The organism is Roseomonas sp. CCTCC AB2023176 (assembly GCF_042259275.1).
In the GTDB taxonomy this organism is placed as follows: domain Bacteria; phylum Pseudomonadota; class Alphaproteobacteria; order Acetobacterales; family Acetobacteraceae; genus Roseomonas.
Genome location: NZ_CP170086.1, coordinates 4,791,807 through 4,808,539, shown reverse-complemented (window position 1 = coordinate 4,808,539; position 16,733 = coordinate 4,791,807). Strand labels below are relative to the sequence as shown.

Annotated in this window: 12 protein-coding genes, 1 tRNA gene and 2 pseudogenes; 6 read left to right on the top strand and 9 right to left on the bottom strand. The window is 71.3% G+C overall.

Features of this window, described 5'->3' with window-relative positions; genetic code table 11:
- Positions 1–160: 160 nt before the first annotated feature.
- From ACE7GA_RS24180 to ACE7GA_RS24160, 5 genes and pseudogenes are all read left to right on the top strand, one after another.
- Positions 161–1,279: a hypothetical protein gene (locus ACE7GA_RS24180; protein WP_376092716.1), complete on the top strand. Its 1,119-nt coding sequence runs from the start codon at positions 161–163 to the stop codon at positions 1,277–1,279.
- A gap of 790 nt (positions 1,280–2,069) precedes the next feature.
- Positions 2,070–2,672: pseudogene (locus ACE7GA_RS24175) on the top strand (IS3 family transposase); the annotation flags it as partial.
- Positions 2,673–2,849: 177 nt separating this feature from the next.
- Positions 2,850–3,563 carry a transposase gene (locus tag ACE7GA_RS24170; protein ID WP_376092713.1) on the top strand — a complete coding sequence of 238 codons (714 nt, stop codon included), beginning with the start codon at positions 2,850–2,852 and terminating at the stop codon, positions 3,561–3,563.
- 22 nt (positions 3,564–3,585) lie between these two features.
- Positions 3,586–3,789, top strand: coding sequence for an IS3 family transposase (locus ACE7GA_RS24165; RefSeq protein ID WP_376092710.1), 204 nt, complete (start codon positions 3,586–3,588; stop codon positions 3,787–3,789).
- 104 nt (positions 3,790–3,893) lie between these two features.
- Positions 3,894–3,962 (top strand) — tRNA-Gly (locus tag ACE7GA_RS24160).
- A 185-nt stretch (positions 3,963–4,147) separates the two neighbouring features.
- Here ACE7GA_RS24160 and ACE7GA_RS24155 read toward each other — a convergent pair.
- From ACE7GA_RS24155 to ACE7GA_RS24115, 9 genes are all read right to left on the bottom strand, one after another.
- The gene (locus ACE7GA_RS24155; protein ID WP_376092708.1) at positions 4,148–5,275 is read right to left on the bottom strand and encodes a phosphopentomutase; all 1,128 of its coding nucleotides are present in this window, start codon (positions 5,273–5,275) and stop codon (positions 4,148–4,150) included.
- A complete protein-coding gene (locus ACE7GA_RS24150; RefSeq protein ID WP_376092705.1) occupies positions 5,272–6,138 on the bottom strand; it encodes a class I SAM-dependent methyltransferase in 867 nt (288 codons plus the stop codon). Before ACE7GA_RS24150 ends, ACE7GA_RS24155 begins: the two co-directional genes overlap by 4 nt.
- Positions 6,135–8,207 carry a GNAT family N-acetyltransferase gene (locus ACE7GA_RS24145; protein WP_376092702.1) on the bottom strand — a complete coding sequence of 691 codons (2,073 nt, stop codon included), beginning with the start codon at positions 8,205–8,207 and terminating at the stop codon, positions 6,135–6,137. The genes ACE7GA_RS24150 and ACE7GA_RS24145 overlap by 4 nt, the downstream gene beginning before the upstream one ends.
- A gap of 4 nt (positions 8,208–8,211) precedes the next feature.
- Complete coding sequence (locus ACE7GA_RS24140) at positions 8,212–9,048, bottom strand: PIG-L deacetylase family protein (protein WP_376092699.1); 837 nt, start codon at positions 9,046–9,048, stop codon at positions 8,212–8,214.
- A gap of 3 nt (positions 9,049–9,051) precedes the next feature.
- Positions 9,052–9,876, bottom strand: a complete 825-nt coding sequence (locus tag ACE7GA_RS24135; protein WP_376092696.1) for a nucleotidyltransferase family protein — start codon at positions 9,874–9,876, stop codon at positions 9,052–9,054.
- A 5-nt stretch (positions 9,877–9,881) separates the two neighbouring features.
- Positions 9,882–10,958: a glycosyltransferase gene (locus ACE7GA_RS24130; protein WP_376092693.1), complete on the bottom strand. Its 1,077-nt coding sequence runs from the start codon at positions 10,956–10,958 to the stop codon at positions 9,882–9,884.
- Between the two features lie 150 nt (positions 10,959–11,108).
- Positions 11,109–12,596, bottom strand: coding sequence for an ABC transporter substrate-binding protein (locus tag ACE7GA_RS24125; RefSeq protein ID WP_376092690.1), 1,488 nt, complete (start codon positions 12,594–12,596; stop codon positions 11,109–11,111).
- Positions 12,597–12,750: 154 nt separating this feature from the next.
- A complete protein-coding gene (locus ACE7GA_RS24120) occupies positions 12,751–13,635 on the bottom strand; it encodes an alpha/beta fold hydrolase (RefSeq protein ID WP_376092687.1) in 885 nt (294 codons plus the stop codon).
- Positions 13,636–13,637: 2 nt separating this feature from the next.
- Positions 13,638–15,152, bottom strand: a complete 1,515-nt coding sequence (locus ACE7GA_RS24115) for a serine hydrolase domain-containing protein (protein WP_376092684.1) — start codon at positions 15,150–15,152, stop codon at positions 13,638–13,640.
- A gap of 189 nt (positions 15,153–15,341) precedes the next feature.
- Between ACE7GA_RS24115 and ffh the strand changes: the two are divergent.
- Positions 15,342–16,725, top strand: a pseudogene (gene ffh / locus ACE7GA_RS24110) (signal recognition particle protein).
- Positions 16,726–16,733 lie beyond the last annotated feature (8 nt).

Genomic DNA, 16,733 nt, shown 5'->3' with positions numbered 1-16,733 from the left:
GGACGGTGCCGGCCGGGTCGTCGCCGATCGGACGGCATCCGCCCTTGGCCCCGTGCCGGGAGTGTCGGGCGGTCTAGGTCGACCGCTGCTGGTGGTGAGGAGCGTGGAGGATGATCCTGCGACCCGACGCCACCCGACGCCTGGAACCCTGCGTGCCGCCGTGGACGAAGCGTCCCGCACGGGCGGCTGGATCGTCTTCGACGAGGGTCTGACGGGCCGGACGATCAGGCTGTCTGCCACGCTCCGGCTCCCCTCCGACACGACGCTGGACGGCGGATGCCGCGGCGTGACGATCACCGCAGCGCCGCGGACAACGATCCTGCGCCTGTCGGGCGTCGAGAACGTCGTCGTCCGTGGCCTGTCCTTCGTGAAGGAACCCTATTCCGACGTCGGTGAGCCAACGGGAGACGCGATCGGCCTCGCCGGGCGGTTCGACCGTATCGCCATCCTGAACAACGATTTTTCGCGCTGCGGGGACGGCTGCGTTGACGCGATCTCGGACCAGCCGGGCGAGACGATGCGGGTCCTCGTGGCGCTCAACCGCTTTAGCCGGCACAACAAGGTAATGCTGATCGGGTCACTCGTATGCTCCGGCGACCGGCGGCCCGCGGCTTGCGCCGCCCCCCTCGACTACCTGGATGGAGCCTTTCGACCATCGCTCCGGCTCACGCTTCTCGCCAACCTTTTCGAGGAGACTTCGCAGCGCCATCCGAAAGCCATCTCGGGTGCCTTCGTCAGGTCCGTCGCCAATCTCATCCTCCTGCGACCGACGGCATACGGGAATGCGACGCAGAGCGCTCTCTACGGCGCCGCCGCGGCGAGTGGGGGCCTGCTGCTGGCCGAGGGCGACGTGGTGGTGAACCCCACGGCAACCGAGCGCGTCGCCGCAGGCCCGGTGTCCGCCACGCGTCATCGATCGACGATGGATCCGGAAGCGGACGGCGCCGTTCTCGTGGCCGGGCTCACGCTCGTCGGACCGCTCCGCGCCGTCGAGCACCGTCCGGGGCTTGTGCGGCAATATGCTGAGCCCGGACCTGTCGGGGATTGGGTGGTCGATCCGATTACTCTCGGCGCCTGCCTGCGCCGCGCGGCCGGGTATACCGCCCTCGGAAACGATCTTCCCGTTGCCTGCGCTATCCTCCGCCGGCTCGGTGCAACGGGCCGCGAAATCGTGCCCTCCGGTCTCGTGCCGGCAAATGAGGTGGTACAAGTGGCTCCTGCCCGACTGACCACTGATCCAGCCGGCAGGGCCGAGGGACCGACCGGCCGGTATCGTTGACTGACTGTCCGCAAGGTTTCGAGAGGGGGGCGGGGAGTTGTTCGGGCACATCCGTGCCGGAAGCCGCGATACCCGATCGAATCTACCCGTCCGACCAAGGCGATGCGGAGTAGGCGATGCTGGAACCGCTGCTCCTGCGGTCACCCCGGATCGGGCGCCCGCTGAGATGGCCTCGACGAGGGATGGCGGAGACGATGAACTCGCTTGGGCCGACGGGGCCTACACAGGCCCGTTCGCGGCATGGCTGGGCGAGGCGCGAAGCTGACGGGGGTCGTGTCCCATCGCGTGGCGTAGGAGCTGTGGCTCCTGTCGGGTTGGGTCCGCTGGTCGGGCCGGTACGGTGCCGAGGCTGACGGGGCCAGTATCGCTGACGGTGCTGATACCTTCCAGGGTCATATGGCGTGACCGATGAGTGGCCCATTCGTCCGATTGGTCCAGCAGCAGCGCCCCGACGAGCCGCACGATGGCTGTCTCTACGATGTTGCCAATCTCTGCCGCTCTGGCCGTTTCCGTCCTGGCTTGACGGTTCCGGCTGGGGGCCGCCCCGTGGCGGTGTCGACGGTACCCGGAACACGACGGCAACCCCGTCCCGGTCGATCTCGATGCGACGGACGATGGCTCGAATGATCTCGCGCCGACCATGCCAGTCCAGCGCCTCCAAGCCGTCGTGGACGCGCCCGGAGAACTCCTCGAGGCGCCCGATCACGAGCTGCAGACCACGTTCGGCTTCATGGGCGGCGAGGGCATCCCGCTCGGCGCGCAGACGCGCGGGCCGCTCCTTGAGGCCACCTGGGCGAGCCGTGCGCCTTCTGCGCACGCCGAGGCGGACGCGATGCTTCTGCAGCGGATCCGAGCGGTCCACACGACCTCGCGCGAGACCTACGGCGCGCCGCGGATCCCTGCGGAGCTGCGATCTCGTGGAGAGCGACACGGGCGCAAGCGCGTCGCACGCCTCATGCGCAAGGCCGGGATCAAGGGCGTCAGCCGGATGAGGGGTGGCCCCGTCACGACGCACCGCGACCGCGAGGCACGACCGGCGCCGGACCTCGTGGATCGCGACTTCTCCGCACCCGGCCCGAACCGGCTGTGGGTCACAGACATCACCTTCATCCCAACAGCCGCAGGCTTCCTCTACCTCGCCGTCGTGCTCGATGCCTGGTCGCGGCGCATCGTCGGCTGGTCGATGGCGAACCATCTCCGGACCGAACTCGTGCTGGACGCGCTCGAGATGGCCTTGGGACAGCGGCGGCCCGGCGATGTCGTCCTACACTCGGACCAGGGCTCGCAATTCACGTCGCTCGCCTTCGGCAACCGCTGCCGCGAGGCGGGCGTGCGCCCATCCATGGGCTCCGTCGGCGACGCCTACGACTGTGAGTATATCGCCGCCGCCCTGCGGGTCTGAACCCGCCTTACGACTGACCTTGTGTCCTTGCGTTGATCTGTCGGCCTGCCGGGTGGCGCCCGCCGGTCGCTGGGCGTGTGACCTGAGAGGAGCCTGAGGCGACGTCCCGTCACAGTCCTGTCCACCCCCGTGAGCGTCGGGCCCCGATCACGCCAGGGGAGGCCCGCCTTGCAGCATCACCAAACGGATACCGGCATCGTCGTCGGCGTTGACACCCACAAGCACACCCATGCGGTCGTTGCCCTGAGCGCGCTGGGGGTGCGCCTCGGTGCCACGACCGTCCCGGCGAGCAGCGCTGGATACCGGCGCCTCGCGTCCTGGGCGCTCGCCCTCGGCCGGGTGACGGCCTTCGGGGTCGAGGGCACCGGCTCCTATGGCGCAGGCCTCGCCCGCGCCCTGCATCAAGCCGGACACCGCGTCCTCGAGGTCAACCGCCCCGATCGCAGTGCCCGTCGACGCAACGGAAAGGACGACATGCTCGACGCCCTTGTCTCGGCCACCGCACCACAACTCACGGCAGCCCCGGGCATCGCGAACGGCACGGCCGCCGCACTTCTGCTCCTCGTGGGCGACAATCCCGGGCGGATCCGCTCGGAATGTGCCCTCGCAAAGCTCTGCGGCGCATGTCCCATCCCGGCCTCGAGCGGCCGGACGAACCGCCACAGGCTGAACCGGGGCGGCAACCGCCAGGCCAACGCCGCTCTCCACCGCATCGTCGTAACGCGTATGCGCATGCACAAGCCCACCACCGACTACGTCGCCCGGTGCACGAACGAGGGGAAGACCAAGCCCGAGATCATGCGCTGTCTCAAACGCTATGTCGCCCGAGAGGTCTTCTCCCTCCCCTGCAAGCATCCCGTCGCCATGCCGGAACCAGCTTGACCGTCATAGGAGCATCAACGCGATGTGCGAGAACCTCGTGAAAACGTTGAAGTTCGAGGGCGCCTACCCGATGGCCTACGAAACCGTCGAGGACGTCCCGACGGACCTGCCGCGGTTCATCGAGGAGGTCTACAACCGAAAGCGCCTGCACTCGGCCCTCGGCTATCTCAGCCCCGTGCAGTTCGAGGAGCAACACGTCCGGCCGCCGGTCAAATCAGCCGCCTGAACCTGTCCGGCACCACCGGCCCCCCCCCAAATACGGGTGCGAACGTCGCCGAACAAGCTACCGTGACCTGGCTGCGTTTTCAGCATCCAGCGATGTACGCGAGCGTCCATGCGTGTTGGTATGCTGGCCCTTCCAAGGCTGCAACACGGGTTCGAATCCCGTACGGGACGCCAGCTTCCTGCCACGGCAGGTTTCGCTCTCCTCCGCCGCCGGTCCGTTCGCGTTTCCCGGCTCGCCGCGGCGGAAAACCCCGCGGTCGGGTCGGCGGAACGAGAACCCGCGCTCCGCCACAACCAGACCTTCCGCATCGACGCGTCCGACCCGCACACCCGGATGGAAGCCTGCGCCCGACGCGCACTCACCCCGCGAAGGCGCGCCCCGTGATCCAATCTCCCACCCCGAACCGCCGTGCGAGCGTTGCGGCCACGTCGGCGAAGGTCTCGCGCACGCCCAGCGCCTCCCGCCGGTCGCCGTCGAGGACGATCAGCGGCACCTCCTCCCGCGTGTGGTCGGTGCCCCGGAAGGTTGGGTCGTTGCCGTGATCCGCCGTCACGATCAGAAGGTCGTCCGGCCCGACGCCCGGCATGAAGGCGCCGAGCCAGGCATCGAAGGCCTCCAGCGCGCGCCCGAAGCCCGGCACGTCGCGCCGGTGCCCGTATTCCTGGTCGAAATCCACGAGGTTCGTGAAGACGAAGCCCGTGCGCATGTCGCGCCAGAGCTCGGATGTCACCCGCATCCCGTCCTCGTTGGAGGTCGTGGGGTGGGACGCCGTGAACCCCCGCCCGTCGAAGAGGTCCGCCGTCTTCCCGACGGAGACGACGGCGTGCCCGCCCTCGACGAGCGCATCGAGCACCGTCCGCGGCGGCGCCATGCCGAGATCATGGCGCCGCGGCGTGCGCGCATAGGCGCCGCGCGTGCCGAGGAAGGGGCGCGCGATCACCCGCCCGATGCGGTAGGCATCGGCGTGGCGGCGCGCGATCGCGCAGGTGGCATAGAGCCGGTCGAGCGGCACCACATCCTCGTGCGCCGCGATCTGCAGCACCGAATCCGCTGACGTGTAGAGGATCGGCCGGCCCGTCGCGACGTGCTCCTCCCCCATCTCCGCAATAATGGCCGTGCCGCTGGCCGGGACGTTGCCGATGAACTGCACGCCCGCCTCCTCCTCGATCGCCCGCAGGAGCGCACTGGGAAAGCGGTCGAAGACCCGGAAGGGCTCGTCCAGGATCGCGCCGGCAATCTCCCAGTGCCCGGTCGTGCTGTCCTTGCCGGCCGAGCGCTCGCGCATCCGTCCCCAGCAGGCGCGCGGCGCAGGCCCGCTGTGACCAAGGATCCGGTCCAGTCCGAGCGACGACAGGGTGGGAAGCGAGAGCGTCGCCGTCGCCGTCAGTTGCCCGAGCGTGTTCGCGCCCTCGTCTCCGTAGGCCGCCGCGTCCGGCGCGTGCCCGACGCCGACGCCATCCATCACGATGACCAGCGCGCGCGTCATCCGCGTGCCGCCTGGCACAGCACGTAGGCAGCGGCGTCCCAGGTCCGGAACGGCGCGGGGTCGGCATGGATCAGGCGGAGCCCGGCCTCGTGCGCGAGCACGGGCAGGTCGCGCGCATCCGCCTCGCGGCCGCGGTAGCTGTAGTTCAGGATCACGACTGCCCCGCCGGGCCGCGTCACGCGCGAGGCCCCGGAGAGGTGCCGTGCGGCGAGGTCGCCACCAGCGCCGACAAGGTAGGGGAAGACGTCCGCCGCGAGGACGAGGTCGAAGCTCGCATCGCGCAGCGCGTCCAACCCGTCACCGACCACACGGACGATTCCGACGCCCGGCAGCCCGGCGCAGCGCCGCCGAGCCTCCGCCGCCATGCCGCCGGAGACCTCCGTTCCGACGACGCGCGAGCCGTGGGCCGCCAAGGCCCGGCAGAACCGCCCGATCCCGCAGCCCAGGTCGAGGACCGCCGGCTTGCCCGACAGCAGGCCCTGCGCCGCGAGCCAGGCGACGACCTCCGCGGTCGCCTCGGCCAGCCGCGCTTCGTCACCGAGGGAATAGGCCGCGACGCTCGCCGTCGGACTCACGCGCACCAGCCGGTCGAACATGTCGCGGACGCCCGTCAGCCCCGCTTCAGGTGAACCGGCCGGTGCGTGATCCGCCCCTGCCGCGACCAGGCGCTCCAGCGTTTCCAATCCTCGCCGGTCCGACGCGATCCGACGCAGGTCGTAAAGGACGGGATCGTTCGGTGCGGCGTCCAGACGCCCCAGTTCCGCCTGCACGGCCTCTGCCCGGGCGCCCGCCAGCAGCATCCGCATGATCGCGACGGCCGGCGGGATGCGCCCTGCCAGCGCTTCCGTGAGCGGGCCGCTCAACGCCGAAGCATCCGGCGCCGCGTGGCGCTGTCCACGGCACCCCAGCGGTACTTGTGCCCTTCCTGACCGCGCAGGAAATCCACCGCCGCGAAGCCCTCCCGCGCTGCCTCCTCGATCGCGTGTCCCACGACGAGCATGCCCGGGCTCAGCCGCTCGAACGCCGGATCGAAGCCGCCGAGGTAGAAGTACGCTCGCCGCTCCGCCCGCCCCGGTGGGTCCGCCAGGGCCTGCAGGGTCGCGATCACCCGGCCGTCCAGCCGCAGGGCGTAGAGGCGGAGGATGCCACTTTCCAGGAGATGCGGCAGCGCCTCCCGGTGCATGGCCTGCACGGGATCGGCCGCAAGCACGCCGGGCTCGCCCCGCTTCTCCCAGCGTGCGCCGTGCAGCCGCAGATGCGCCTCCAACAGGGGGGCTGCGCCACCCTCCGCCGCGTTCTCGCCGCGCAGCACGCCCTTCTTCCCAGCCCGGTGCCGGCGACGCTCGAGGCTCTCCAGCGTCTCCGCAGGCACCGTCTCGCCGAGCCGGTCCACGCCGCCTGCCAGGCGCAGGACGGGGCACGGGTCGCCGTCGCCGGCCTCCTCATGCCATCCCGCCGGTACGGTCACGTCCAGCAGCGCCGCCCCGTTCCGCAGCTGCGGCCATTCGCAGACGTGGAAACGATGGGCGTCACCTCCCAGCCGCGCGGAGAGCACCGCGACCACCGCGTCCCGGTGCGAGGGCAGCGCGACCACATCGAGGTAATCCGTCGTCCCGATCCCGACGGGAAACAGCGACCGCCGCCCATCCGCCGCCATGTAGACGTAGAGCGGTGCGACCCCCGCCAGCGCGCCCTCGGGCGTTCGGAACGCGAAGGACAGCAACTCGCCCTCGCCCAGGTGTCGCCACCAGGGGATGAGCCAGTCCGGCGACTGGAAGGGCGTCGCCTGCGGCGAGGCGGCCCAGAGCGCCCGCCATTCCGGCCGGAGTGCCTCCAGCGCGGCCAGGCTCCGGACCTCCTCGACAAGCAGCGCGTCGGCGGGATCAGGCGGCCGCACGCGCACCCCCGCGATCCGCCGGTAGATGTCGAGGTAGGCCGCTACCATCACCTCCGACGAAAAGCGCGCCCGCGCTGCGGCCCGGCAGGCTTCGGGCGAGATGGAAGGTGCGCGCCGGATGCCTTCCGCCAAGCCTTCCACGTCGTCGGCCAGGAACCCCGTCAGCCCGTGTTCCACGATCTCCGGCAGCGCGCCGGACCGCAGGGCAACGACCGGCGTCCCGCAGGCCAGCGCCTCCATAGCGACGAGGGAACTCGTCTCCGGCGCCGTGCTCGCGGAGACGAGGCAGCGCGCCCCGCTGAGCAGCCGGCGCTTCCGCGCGAAGCCGAGCGGCCCGAGGAAACGGTGCGGCCCCGCCGCGACGCGCGGCGCGATCTGCTCGGCGAAATAGCGTTCATGCGCCTCGTAGGGAAACACGCGCCCGCCGATCAGGACGGGAACGCCCGCCATCGTGCCGGCATCGAGCGCACCGTGCAGGTTCTTCTCCTCGCAGACGCGGCCGAGGACGAGTGCATAGTCGCGGCGCGTCACCCGCGTCGCCAGCGCCCCGACCGGCACACCGTTCGGCACCGGCGGCAGCAGGCGAGGGGAGGGCGGGCAATGCCCGTGCTCCGACCAGGAGACCGGGTTCATCCACGTCTCGGGTCGCGTGGGCCGCAAGACCTCCGCCGGATACCAGGACGGCGGCAGGTGCAGCGTGACGAGCACCGGCACGCCTGGGGCGGGAAGGTAGGCGTGGAAGTCCAGCCCATGCATGTGCACGATGTCGGCGCCGATCGCGACTGCGCGCTCCACGGCCCGGCGATGGGCCGCGTGCACGGCTTCCTCCCCCACCCTGTCCAGCGGCGGCCGCGGCCGCGGCGTGGCAACGAGCGTGCCGGACACCGACGACCCCTCGCACGCCACCACGATGGAGCGATGCCCCATCCGCGCCAGCGCGGCGTCGAGCATGGAGGGAACCTGCTCCGCCCCGCCCACCGCGTCCGGCCCGACCGGCGCGAAGGGGAAGGCGACCTGCGCGATCGTCAAGGGCACGGGGTTACACCCATGCCCGCACCCGAAGCCGCAGGTCGCAGCGCGCCGCCGCTGCCCTGTCCCGGAACTCCCGGCCGGTCATGCCCCAGTCGAAGCCCTCGTAGAACAGCCGCCCTTCATGCGGCGGTGCGGTGAAGTCCGTGCGAGGTGAGCGGCGCAGCGGTTCGGAGTCCCGCACGGGGAAGTACTTCAGCGTCTCCCGTTGCGTCGTGAAGGCCTCCATCATCCGCCATTTCCGCGCCCGCGCGGCGGCGTCGAGCGGCACCGACATGGGGCGGGTCGGGCCGGGCAGGAAGCGCCCCGCCTCGATCCCGCCGGCGCCCATGTGATAGCCCGCCATCTCCACCACCTCCGGCGCCGCCTCGCCGGACGCGTGCAGCAGGTCGCGCGCCGCATGGACCGCGAAGGCCGTCGCGTCGTGGTCGGGGTGCCCGCCTTCATAGGCGTGTGTCAGGACGATGCGCGGCGCCCAGTGGCGGATGCGGGCCAGGAGTTCCCGCGTGACATCCGCCATGCGCCGCGACACGCCCTGGTCCGGCACGTCGAGGCTCGCGATGCACACCGGGGACACGTTGCCGACCCGCAGCGCCAGTTCCAGTTCCCGGCGGCGCGCCGCGGCATAGGCCGCGCCATCCGCGAATCCCGCCGCCCGCGCGTCCCGCCCATCCTGCGGCGCGCCGTCCGTCACGTGCAGCAGCGACAGGCGAGACAGCCGCCGGAGATTGCCGCCCAGCCCGATCGTCTCGTCATCCGGATGGGCGACAACGATCAGCACGGGCTCGCGCACCTCCCGCCCCATCGCGAGGGATGCGATGACGTCCTCGGCGCTCTCGCCTGCCATGTCTCAGCCCGCGGCGCGCGGCCGGTCCGTGCGGGCGGCGGCCGCCCGCAGCGCGGCGCGCTGCTGCAGGACACGGTGCGGGACGACGGCCTCCGACGCCCGCTGCGGCAGGCCGTCGAGCATCCGCATGGCGTCCCGATAGCCTTCCAGGGTGCCGACATCGGCATAGACCTCGCCGGCCCGCACGCCGCGGGCGCGGCCGCCCCGTTCGAGCCAGGCGTTCACGAGGGTCCCGATGTACTCGTCCCCGCGCCCGGCCTCCGACCACAGTGCGTGGAGGTCGTGCATCACGCGCCCCGGCATTTTGAACGCGCCCCAGACCCAGCGCGACCGCGCGTCAGGCCGCTTCACCTGGATTTCCAGCACCCTGCCGGATGGATCGGTGTCGACCGCGTCGAAGAATTGCGGGTGTTCGACGGGGAAGAGCAGGAAGGACAGTTCGTCATCCGGAAGCGGCGCCAGCCCGTCGATCGGGAACCATACCGTGTCGGGCAGCCCGACGAGCACCGGCTCCTCCCGTGCCACGAAGGGCAGCGCGCAGAAGATCGCGTCGCAAAGGCCGCCCGGCTCGGGCTGTACGACGTAGGCTATGCTCGCCGGCCCGATCCGCGCGCCGTAGTAGTTGATGATGTCGCTCTTCCCCGGAGCGATGACGAAGCAGATCTTGTCCGCGCCGCCCGCGATCATGCGCTCGATCAGGTGCTCCGAGACGGCGCGGGGCCGTTCCACGCCCTCCTCCACGCGACTTCCGAGCGGCAGTAGTTCCTTAGAGAAGGCCAGCGGCTGGATGCGGCTGCCGATGCCGGCCGCGGGAATGATGCCCCACATGCGCTTCAGGCCTCCTCTGGCTCACGGACCGATTCCAACGCCGCCTCGAGATCCAGGACCCGATGGTCCGCGGTATGCTCCGCGAGCGTCCGATCCCGTGCGGCGCGCGCGATACGCCGCAACTCCGCATCGTCCGTAGCGACCGCGGCGACGGCGTCCTCCGTTGTCCGGGCGATGAGGATTTCGCGCCCCGGCGTGTAGAAGGCGTCCAGTCCTTCCCACCAATCGGACAGGACCGGCGCGCCGCAGGCCGCCGCCTCGAACAGCCGTCCCGACGGGCAATGCCCGTATTCCGCCATCGCCTTGCGCGTGACATTGAGCGTGAGGCGGGAGGAGGCGAAGAAGGCCGGATGCTCCGGCGGCGGCATGTGGCGGACGAAATAGATGTTCTCCGCCCAGGGAAAGTCGGCCGGGTACTGTGACCCGCCGATGACGAAGCGCCGGTCCGGCATCCTGCGCGCCGGCTCGACGAACAGCGCCTTCAGCGCCGCTTGCCGGTCCGCCGCGTAGGTACCGAGGTAGGAGAGGTCGGCGCGCAACCGCTCCTCCGCCGGCACCGGGAAGTGCGCGGCCGGATCAACCGACCCGTAGAGCGGCGCGACGCGACGCGCGCCCAGCCTCTCGCGCAGCGCCCGCAGCGCCCCCCCGCCCGTATAGGACAGGGCGAGGTCGAAGTCGCCGAAGCCGCCCGAGGGGACATAATCCACGGCCTCCCCGGCCAGCAGCCTGTCCAGAGTCACAGGGGTGTCAAGGTCGTAGAAGACGCGCACCGCGCGCGAGGACAGCACGGGCCCGCAGGCCGCAGCGGAGTCCGGGCAGTAGGACGTGACCATTGCGACGTCGGCATCGGCGAGCTCCGCGGCCGCACGCGCCTGTACCGACGCCCAGCCGGGGTAGAGCACGATGGAAACGCCGTGCAATTCCGTCAGGTCACGGGCAGACGCGTACCACTCCTGGTCCCGCTCGAAGAACGTCACGCGATGGCCGCGCCGCACCATCGCCCGCAGCAGGGCCCGCCAGAGCGTCGCGTGTCCATTGCCCCAGGACGACGTCACGGTGAGGCCGAACACGACGAACTTCATGCGGACCGCATCCTCCGACCCCGACGGGGGGCGAACGCAGGTATGTCACGCCGGTTCCGGCCAGGGTGCCCGCTCAGCCGGTCGTGATGATCACCGGCGCGAGAGGGGGCAACCGTGCCGGGACCGCTGCCACGGGTCGCGACCGGACCGTCAGTTCTTCTCGACGTTCCAGAACAGCATGACCGGCGCGTTCAGCACGGCCGAGATGTTGGCGCGCCGTGCATAGGGCTGGTCGAACTGGCCGAGCACCCGGTAGGGCTGCGTCTCCGCAACGCGCCGGTGCAGCGCGTCCGTCGCGGCACGCCGGGCCGCGTCGTCCGGCGCGTCCACGACGGCGGTGCGCAGCCGCTCTACCTCCGCGTCGCACGGCCAGCCGACCCATGCGCGCTCGCAGGCCGAATTGGTGCCGATATTCGTGATGGGCGACTGCATCGTGGCGCCGGAGGCCGTAGTGACGAAGAGGTTCCACCCGCCTTCCGACACCGGCCCTCGATTCGACTGCCGCGTCGCGACGGTGCCCCAATCGGCGTACTGTAGGTCTACGTTGAAGCCGGCGCGGCGGAGATTGGCGGCGGCGGCTTCGGCCATCCGCCCGATCGGTGCGATCTCCTGCGTCGTCGGCAGCACCAGGCGTTCCCCGCGGTAGCCGCTCTCGGCCAGAAGTTGCCTCGCGCGTTCCAGGTTCGGCCGCGCATAGGCCTCCGACCCCACCTCCGTCCCGTTCGCCGAGCCGCAGACGTAGAAGGACCCGCAGCGGCGCCACCACCGCTCGTCCCCGTACCCCGCTGCCATCGCGTCGTCCTGATCCGTCGCGAGCGCTAGGGCCATCCGCGCCCGAGGGTCGTTGAAGGGCGGGTAGAGGTGGTTGGGCCGCAGCAGCGCCTGGTTCTGGATGCCGGAGAACCGCTCGACGCGGATGTCGCGGTTGCGGGAGATCGTCGGCAGCAGGTCCAGCGCAGGCTGTTCCCAGATGTCGATCTCGCCGGTCTGGAGGGCCGCCGCCGCCGTCGCGGGGTCCGGCATGACCAGCCATTCGACACGATCCACGCGCACCTGCCGCCCACCGGCCAATCCGTCGGCCGGCTCGTCCCGCGGCACGTAGTCGGGGTTGCGGTCGTAGACGATCCGCGCGCCGGACCGCCATTCGCCCCGGTTGAACCGGAACGGGCCGGAGCCGATCGTCTCGGTCACCGGCCGCGCCGCGTCGGTCCGCGCATCGCTTTCCCGCATGATGATCGGGATCATCCCGACGGCCGAACCCAGCGCGAAAGGCACGAAGGCGCTGGCCGGCTTGTTCAGCCGAAGCGCAATGGTCCGGTCGTCCACCGCGTCCAGCGACGCGACATATTCCCGCAACTTCCCGCCGACCGTATCGCGCTGCATCCAGCGGTTCAGCGACGCGATGACGTCCCGCGAGGTAACGGGCTGCCCGTCATGGAAGCGCAGCCCGTCCCGCAGCCCGATCGTGTGCGTCAGCCCGTCCGGCGAGACCTCGTGCCGCCCGGCCATCTGCGGCCGGGCGTTCAGGCTGGAGTCCCAGGCAAAGAGGCTCTCGTAGATCATCAGCCCGTGCATGCGGGTGATGACGATGGACGCCACGACGGGATCGAGCGTCCGAAGGTCCGCATGCGGCGCCACGCGCAGGACCCGGTTCAGCGCGGGCTGCGCTTCGGCGCGGCCTCCCCCAGCAACGCGATGACGGCGGCGGAGGTGAGCATCAGGCGGCGCATCGGGACATCCTCGGCTGGGGCGCCGAAAGTCCAGCATGGCGGCGCGCGCCGCGCCAAGCCCGTCAGGCCGGCGGAAGGTCCAGGATCGCCCGCGCGAAGGCCTCCGGTGCCTCCTGCGGAACATTGTGCCCGGTGCGTGGGATCACGCGCCGGTCGTAGGGGCCGGAGAAATGCCTCGCATGGTCCGCGGAGCCCTCCACCGGCCCGACGCCGTCCGTCTGCCCATGCGGCGCGACGGTCGGCACGCCGATGCGGGGCTGTCGCGCCAGCGCCGCCTCGATCTCTTCCAGAGCCGGATCGCCGGGGGCGTAGCCGTAGCGGTGCCGGTAGGACTGGATCACGACGTCCACGTAATCCGGGTTGTCGAAGGCCGTCGCGCTGTCCTCGAAGGTCGCGTGGTCGAAGGCCCAGTCCGGCGACCACAGCTGCCACAGCAGCCGCGCGATGTCCCGTCGGTTCGCCGCGAGCCCCATGCGGCCGCGTTCGGTGTGGAAGTAGTACTGGTACCAGAAGCGGTGTTCCTGCTCCGGGTTGGCCGGGTGCACGGAGGCCGCGATGTCCTGGATGTTATAGCCGGTGCAGGTCACCAGCCCCGCCGCGTGTTTCGGCCAAAGCGCCGCGACGATGCAGGCCGCGCGCCCGCCCCAGTCGTACCCCGCCAGCACTGCGCGGGGGATCGCCAGCGCATCCATCAGGTCCAGCAGGTCCTTTCCCAACGCCGCCTGCTGCCCCGATCGCGGCGTCGCCTGGTCGAGGAATCGCGTGGGTCCGTAGCCCCGCAGGTAGGGCACGATGCACCGCCGCCCCGCGGCGACGAGGAGCGGCACCACCGCGTCGTAGCCGCGGGGCGAATAGGGGAAGCCGTGCAGCAGGATGACGGGCGATCCGTCCGGGGCTCCGTGTTCCTCGTAGGCGATCTCCAGCGTGGGGGAGCGGACGCGGTGCATCCTCAGGCCCTCCGGAACCGCAGCACGCGGGAACGGTGGGACGCGAGGAGCAAGGTCCCGTCCGCCCGTGGCACCAGCACGGGACGCTGCCGCCACGGCCCGTGGCGCCGATCGGCCAGCGCGCCGCCGTTCGGCAGGGGCCGCAGCGCGCATGAATCCCGGATCGGCCCGCCGGGCAGCAGCGCCGTACCGTCCGCCCGGACCTCCAACTCCGCCCCGAACTCGGGATGACGCCACGTCCCGACGAGGCCGGGGCTCAGCGGCGTCTCCGGCGGGACCGGGACCAGCCGCCGCGCGACCCCGCCTGCCCGTCCTTCCAGCGCGCCGGCCGCCGTCACCGTCCAGCTCATGTCAAGGTAGGAGGGCAGGGTCCTCGCGCCCTCGCCCGCGGCGAAGAGGTGGTCGGAGGCGCCCATGAACGACATCGTCGCCCCGTCCACCTCCGCCCAGGCCTCGCCCTCCGCCTCGGCGTAGAGCCCCGGCGGCAGGTAGCCGGGCGAGGGGAGGGGCTGCCCCGTCATCGCCGCCATGACCGTCATGGCGAGGCGCAGCGGCTCCGCCGTCTCCCGGTTCGTGATCACGGCGACGCCGCAGCCCATCGCCGGCGCCATCAGCAGATGCGTCTTGATTCCCGTCAGCGACCCGCCGTGCCCGAGCAGCCCGACCTCGCCCAGCGCCACCCGCGCGAAGCCGAGGCCGTAGAAGGATGGCGACCCGTTCGCCATCGCGCGGTGCGCCGACAACGCCTCCAGGAGCCCCTCCGCCGGGCCGCGCCCGGCGAGCAGCGCCGAGCCCCAGCGCGCGAGGTCCGTGGCCGACCCCGCCAGCCCGCCCGAGGGCGAGAAGTGCATCCCGTACCGCCCCCGCCGCCAGGACGTACCGTCATGCCAGCAGGGCGTCGCGAGCCGGGGAATCAGCGTCGTCTCGTCCTCCGGGAAGGCGATGCCTGTCAGCCCCAGCGGCTCCAGCAGCAGGCGCCGCAGCGCCGCGCCGTAGGTCTCGCCCCGCTGTTCGGGGAAGGCGGCCCCGGCGAGGCGCCACCCCGTGTTGGAATAAGTCATCTCCCGCCCCGGCGGCCCCGCGACGCCAGGCAGCCGGCGGCAGAAGGCGAGGAGGTCCGCCTCGCCCACCCCCGTCGTATAGGGCTGGCCAAGGAGCCAGAGCGTCTCCATCACGTCCGGGATCCCCCCGGTCATGTCGAGCGCCCGCCCCACCGGCACGGCCCCGATCGGTCCCGGCAGCCCGGACACCAGCGTCCCCAGCGGCGCATCCAGGTCGAAACCCGCCAGCAGCACCGTCGCGGCGCAGAACTGCTTGGAGATGGAGGCCCAGCGGGAGGGCGTATCCGGCGTGAAGGGCACCTCGTGCTCCGGCACCGCGTAGCCCCCCGACCCCGCGGCGCGCGGCCCGCCGGCGTCGAAGAGGACGATGGCCCCTCCCGGCCCTCGCTCCTCCGACCAGCCCCCCGCGATGGCGGAGGCTTCGGCGGCGGCACGGGTGAGGTCGGGGTGCATCATGGGGGCAGAATGGCCCGGTTTTCCTTGACGGTGCAGGGCAGGGGGCGTAGTGCCCGCGCTCCCGGGATGCGTCCCGACGCCCTGGTCGGCCGCCTCGCGCAGCCGGCTCCGCCGCTCCGCGAAGGCTCGCGCAGCGGCGCGCAATGCGTTGGGCGGGTCCCAGCCGACCAAGGATCGTATCGCCGGCCGATGTTCGAGGCCCTTTCCACCCGCCTGAACGGCGTCTTCGACAAGCTCCGCCGCCGCGGCGCGCTCTCCGAAGCCGACGTCAACGATGCCCTGCGCGAGGTCCGCGTGGCGCTGCTGGAGGCCGACGTCGCCCTCCCGGTGGCCCGCGACCTGATCGCCAAGGTGCGGGAGCGCGCGGTGGGGCAGGAGGTCATCCGCTCCGTCTCGCCGGCCCAGCAGGTCGTCAAGATCGTCAACGACGCGCTGGTGGATGCGCTGGGTGGCGGCGCCGATGCCGTCGCGCCCGGCCTCGACCTGAACGCGCCTGCGCCCGTCGCGATCCTGATGGTCGGCCTCCAGGGCTCGGGCAAGACAACGACCTCCGGCAAGATCGGCCTGCGGCTGCGCAACCGGGATCGCAGAGAAGGTCCTCCTCGCGTCGCTCGACGTGCAGCGCCCGGCCGCGCAGCTGCAGTTGCAGACCCTCGCCGGCCAGGCGGGCGTGACGTCGCTGCCGATCGTCCCGGGCCAGGCCCCGCTCGAGATCGCCGCGCGCGCCATGGAGACGGCGCGGCGCGAACTCTACGACGTCGTCATCCTCGACACCGCGGGCCGCCTTTCCATTGACGACGCGCTGATGGAGGAAGTGGCGGCCGTGAAGGCCGCGACGAAGCCGCACCAGACGCTGCTGGTCGTGGACGCCATGACCGGCCAGGACGCGGTGAACACCGCGCGCAACTTCCAGGACCGCGTCGGCGTGACGGGCATCGTCATGACCCGCGTGGACGGCGACGCCCGCGGCGGCGCGGCGCTGTCCATGCGCGCCGTCACCGGCGCCCCGATTCGCCTGCTCGGCACCGGCGAGAAGCTGGACGGTCTCGAGGACTTCCACCCCGACCGCATCGCCGGCCGCATCCTCGGCATGGGCGACATCGTCTCCCTCGTCGAGCGCGCGGCCGAGACCATCGACCGCGCCGAGGCCGAGAAGATGGCGGCCCGGATGCAGAAGGGCCAGTTCACGCTGGACGATTTCGCGTCCCAGCTGAAGCAGGTCGGCAAGATGGGGAACCTGTCGGGGATGCTCGGCATGATCCCCGGCCTGAACAAGATGGCCGGCAAGATCGACACCTCGAAGATCGACGACAAGCTGATCGGGCGTCAGGCCGCCATCATTTCCTCGATGACGGCGAAGGAACGCCGCAACCCCGAGCTCATCAAGGCCTCCCGCAAGAAGCGGATCGCTGCGGGATCGGGCGTGACGGTGCAGGACGTGAACCGCCTCCTCAAGCAGTTCGACGACATGTCCGCGATGATGAAGCGGATGAGCAAGCTCGGCCAGAAGGGGCTGATGCGGGGTGGGCTCGGTGCCCTCCTGCCCGGCGCCGGCGGCCGTAGGCCTTTCTAGAGAACACT

Coding starts and splice junctions, on each gene's coding strand:
- ACE7GA_RS24140 (WP_376092699.1), bottom strand. CDS start 9,048: ATGGCAGGCGAGAGCGCCGAGGACGTCATCGCATCCCTCGCGATGGGG.
- ACE7GA_RS24120 (WP_376092687.1), bottom strand. CDS start 13,635: ATGCACCGCGTCCGCTCCCCCACGCTGGAGATCGCCTACGAGGAACAC.
- ACE7GA_RS24155 (WP_376092708.1), bottom strand. CDS start 5,275: ATGACGCGCGCGCTGGTCATCGTGATGGATGGCGTCGGCGTCGGGCAC.
- ACE7GA_RS24130 (WP_376092693.1), bottom strand. CDS start 10,958: ATGAAGTTCGTCGTGTTCGGCCTCACCGTGACGTCGTCCTGGGGCAAT.
- ACE7GA_RS24135 (WP_376092696.1), bottom strand. CDS start 9,876: ATGTGGGGCATCATTCCCGCGGCCGGCATCGGCAGCCGCATCCAGCCG.
- ACE7GA_RS24115 (WP_376092684.1), bottom strand. CDS start 15,152: ATGATGCACCCCGACCTCACCCGTGCCGCCGCCGAAGCCTCCGCCATC.
- ACE7GA_RS24165 (WP_376092710.1), top strand. CDS start 3,586: ATGTGCGAGAACCTCGTGAAAACGTTGAAGTTCGAGGGCGCCTACCCG.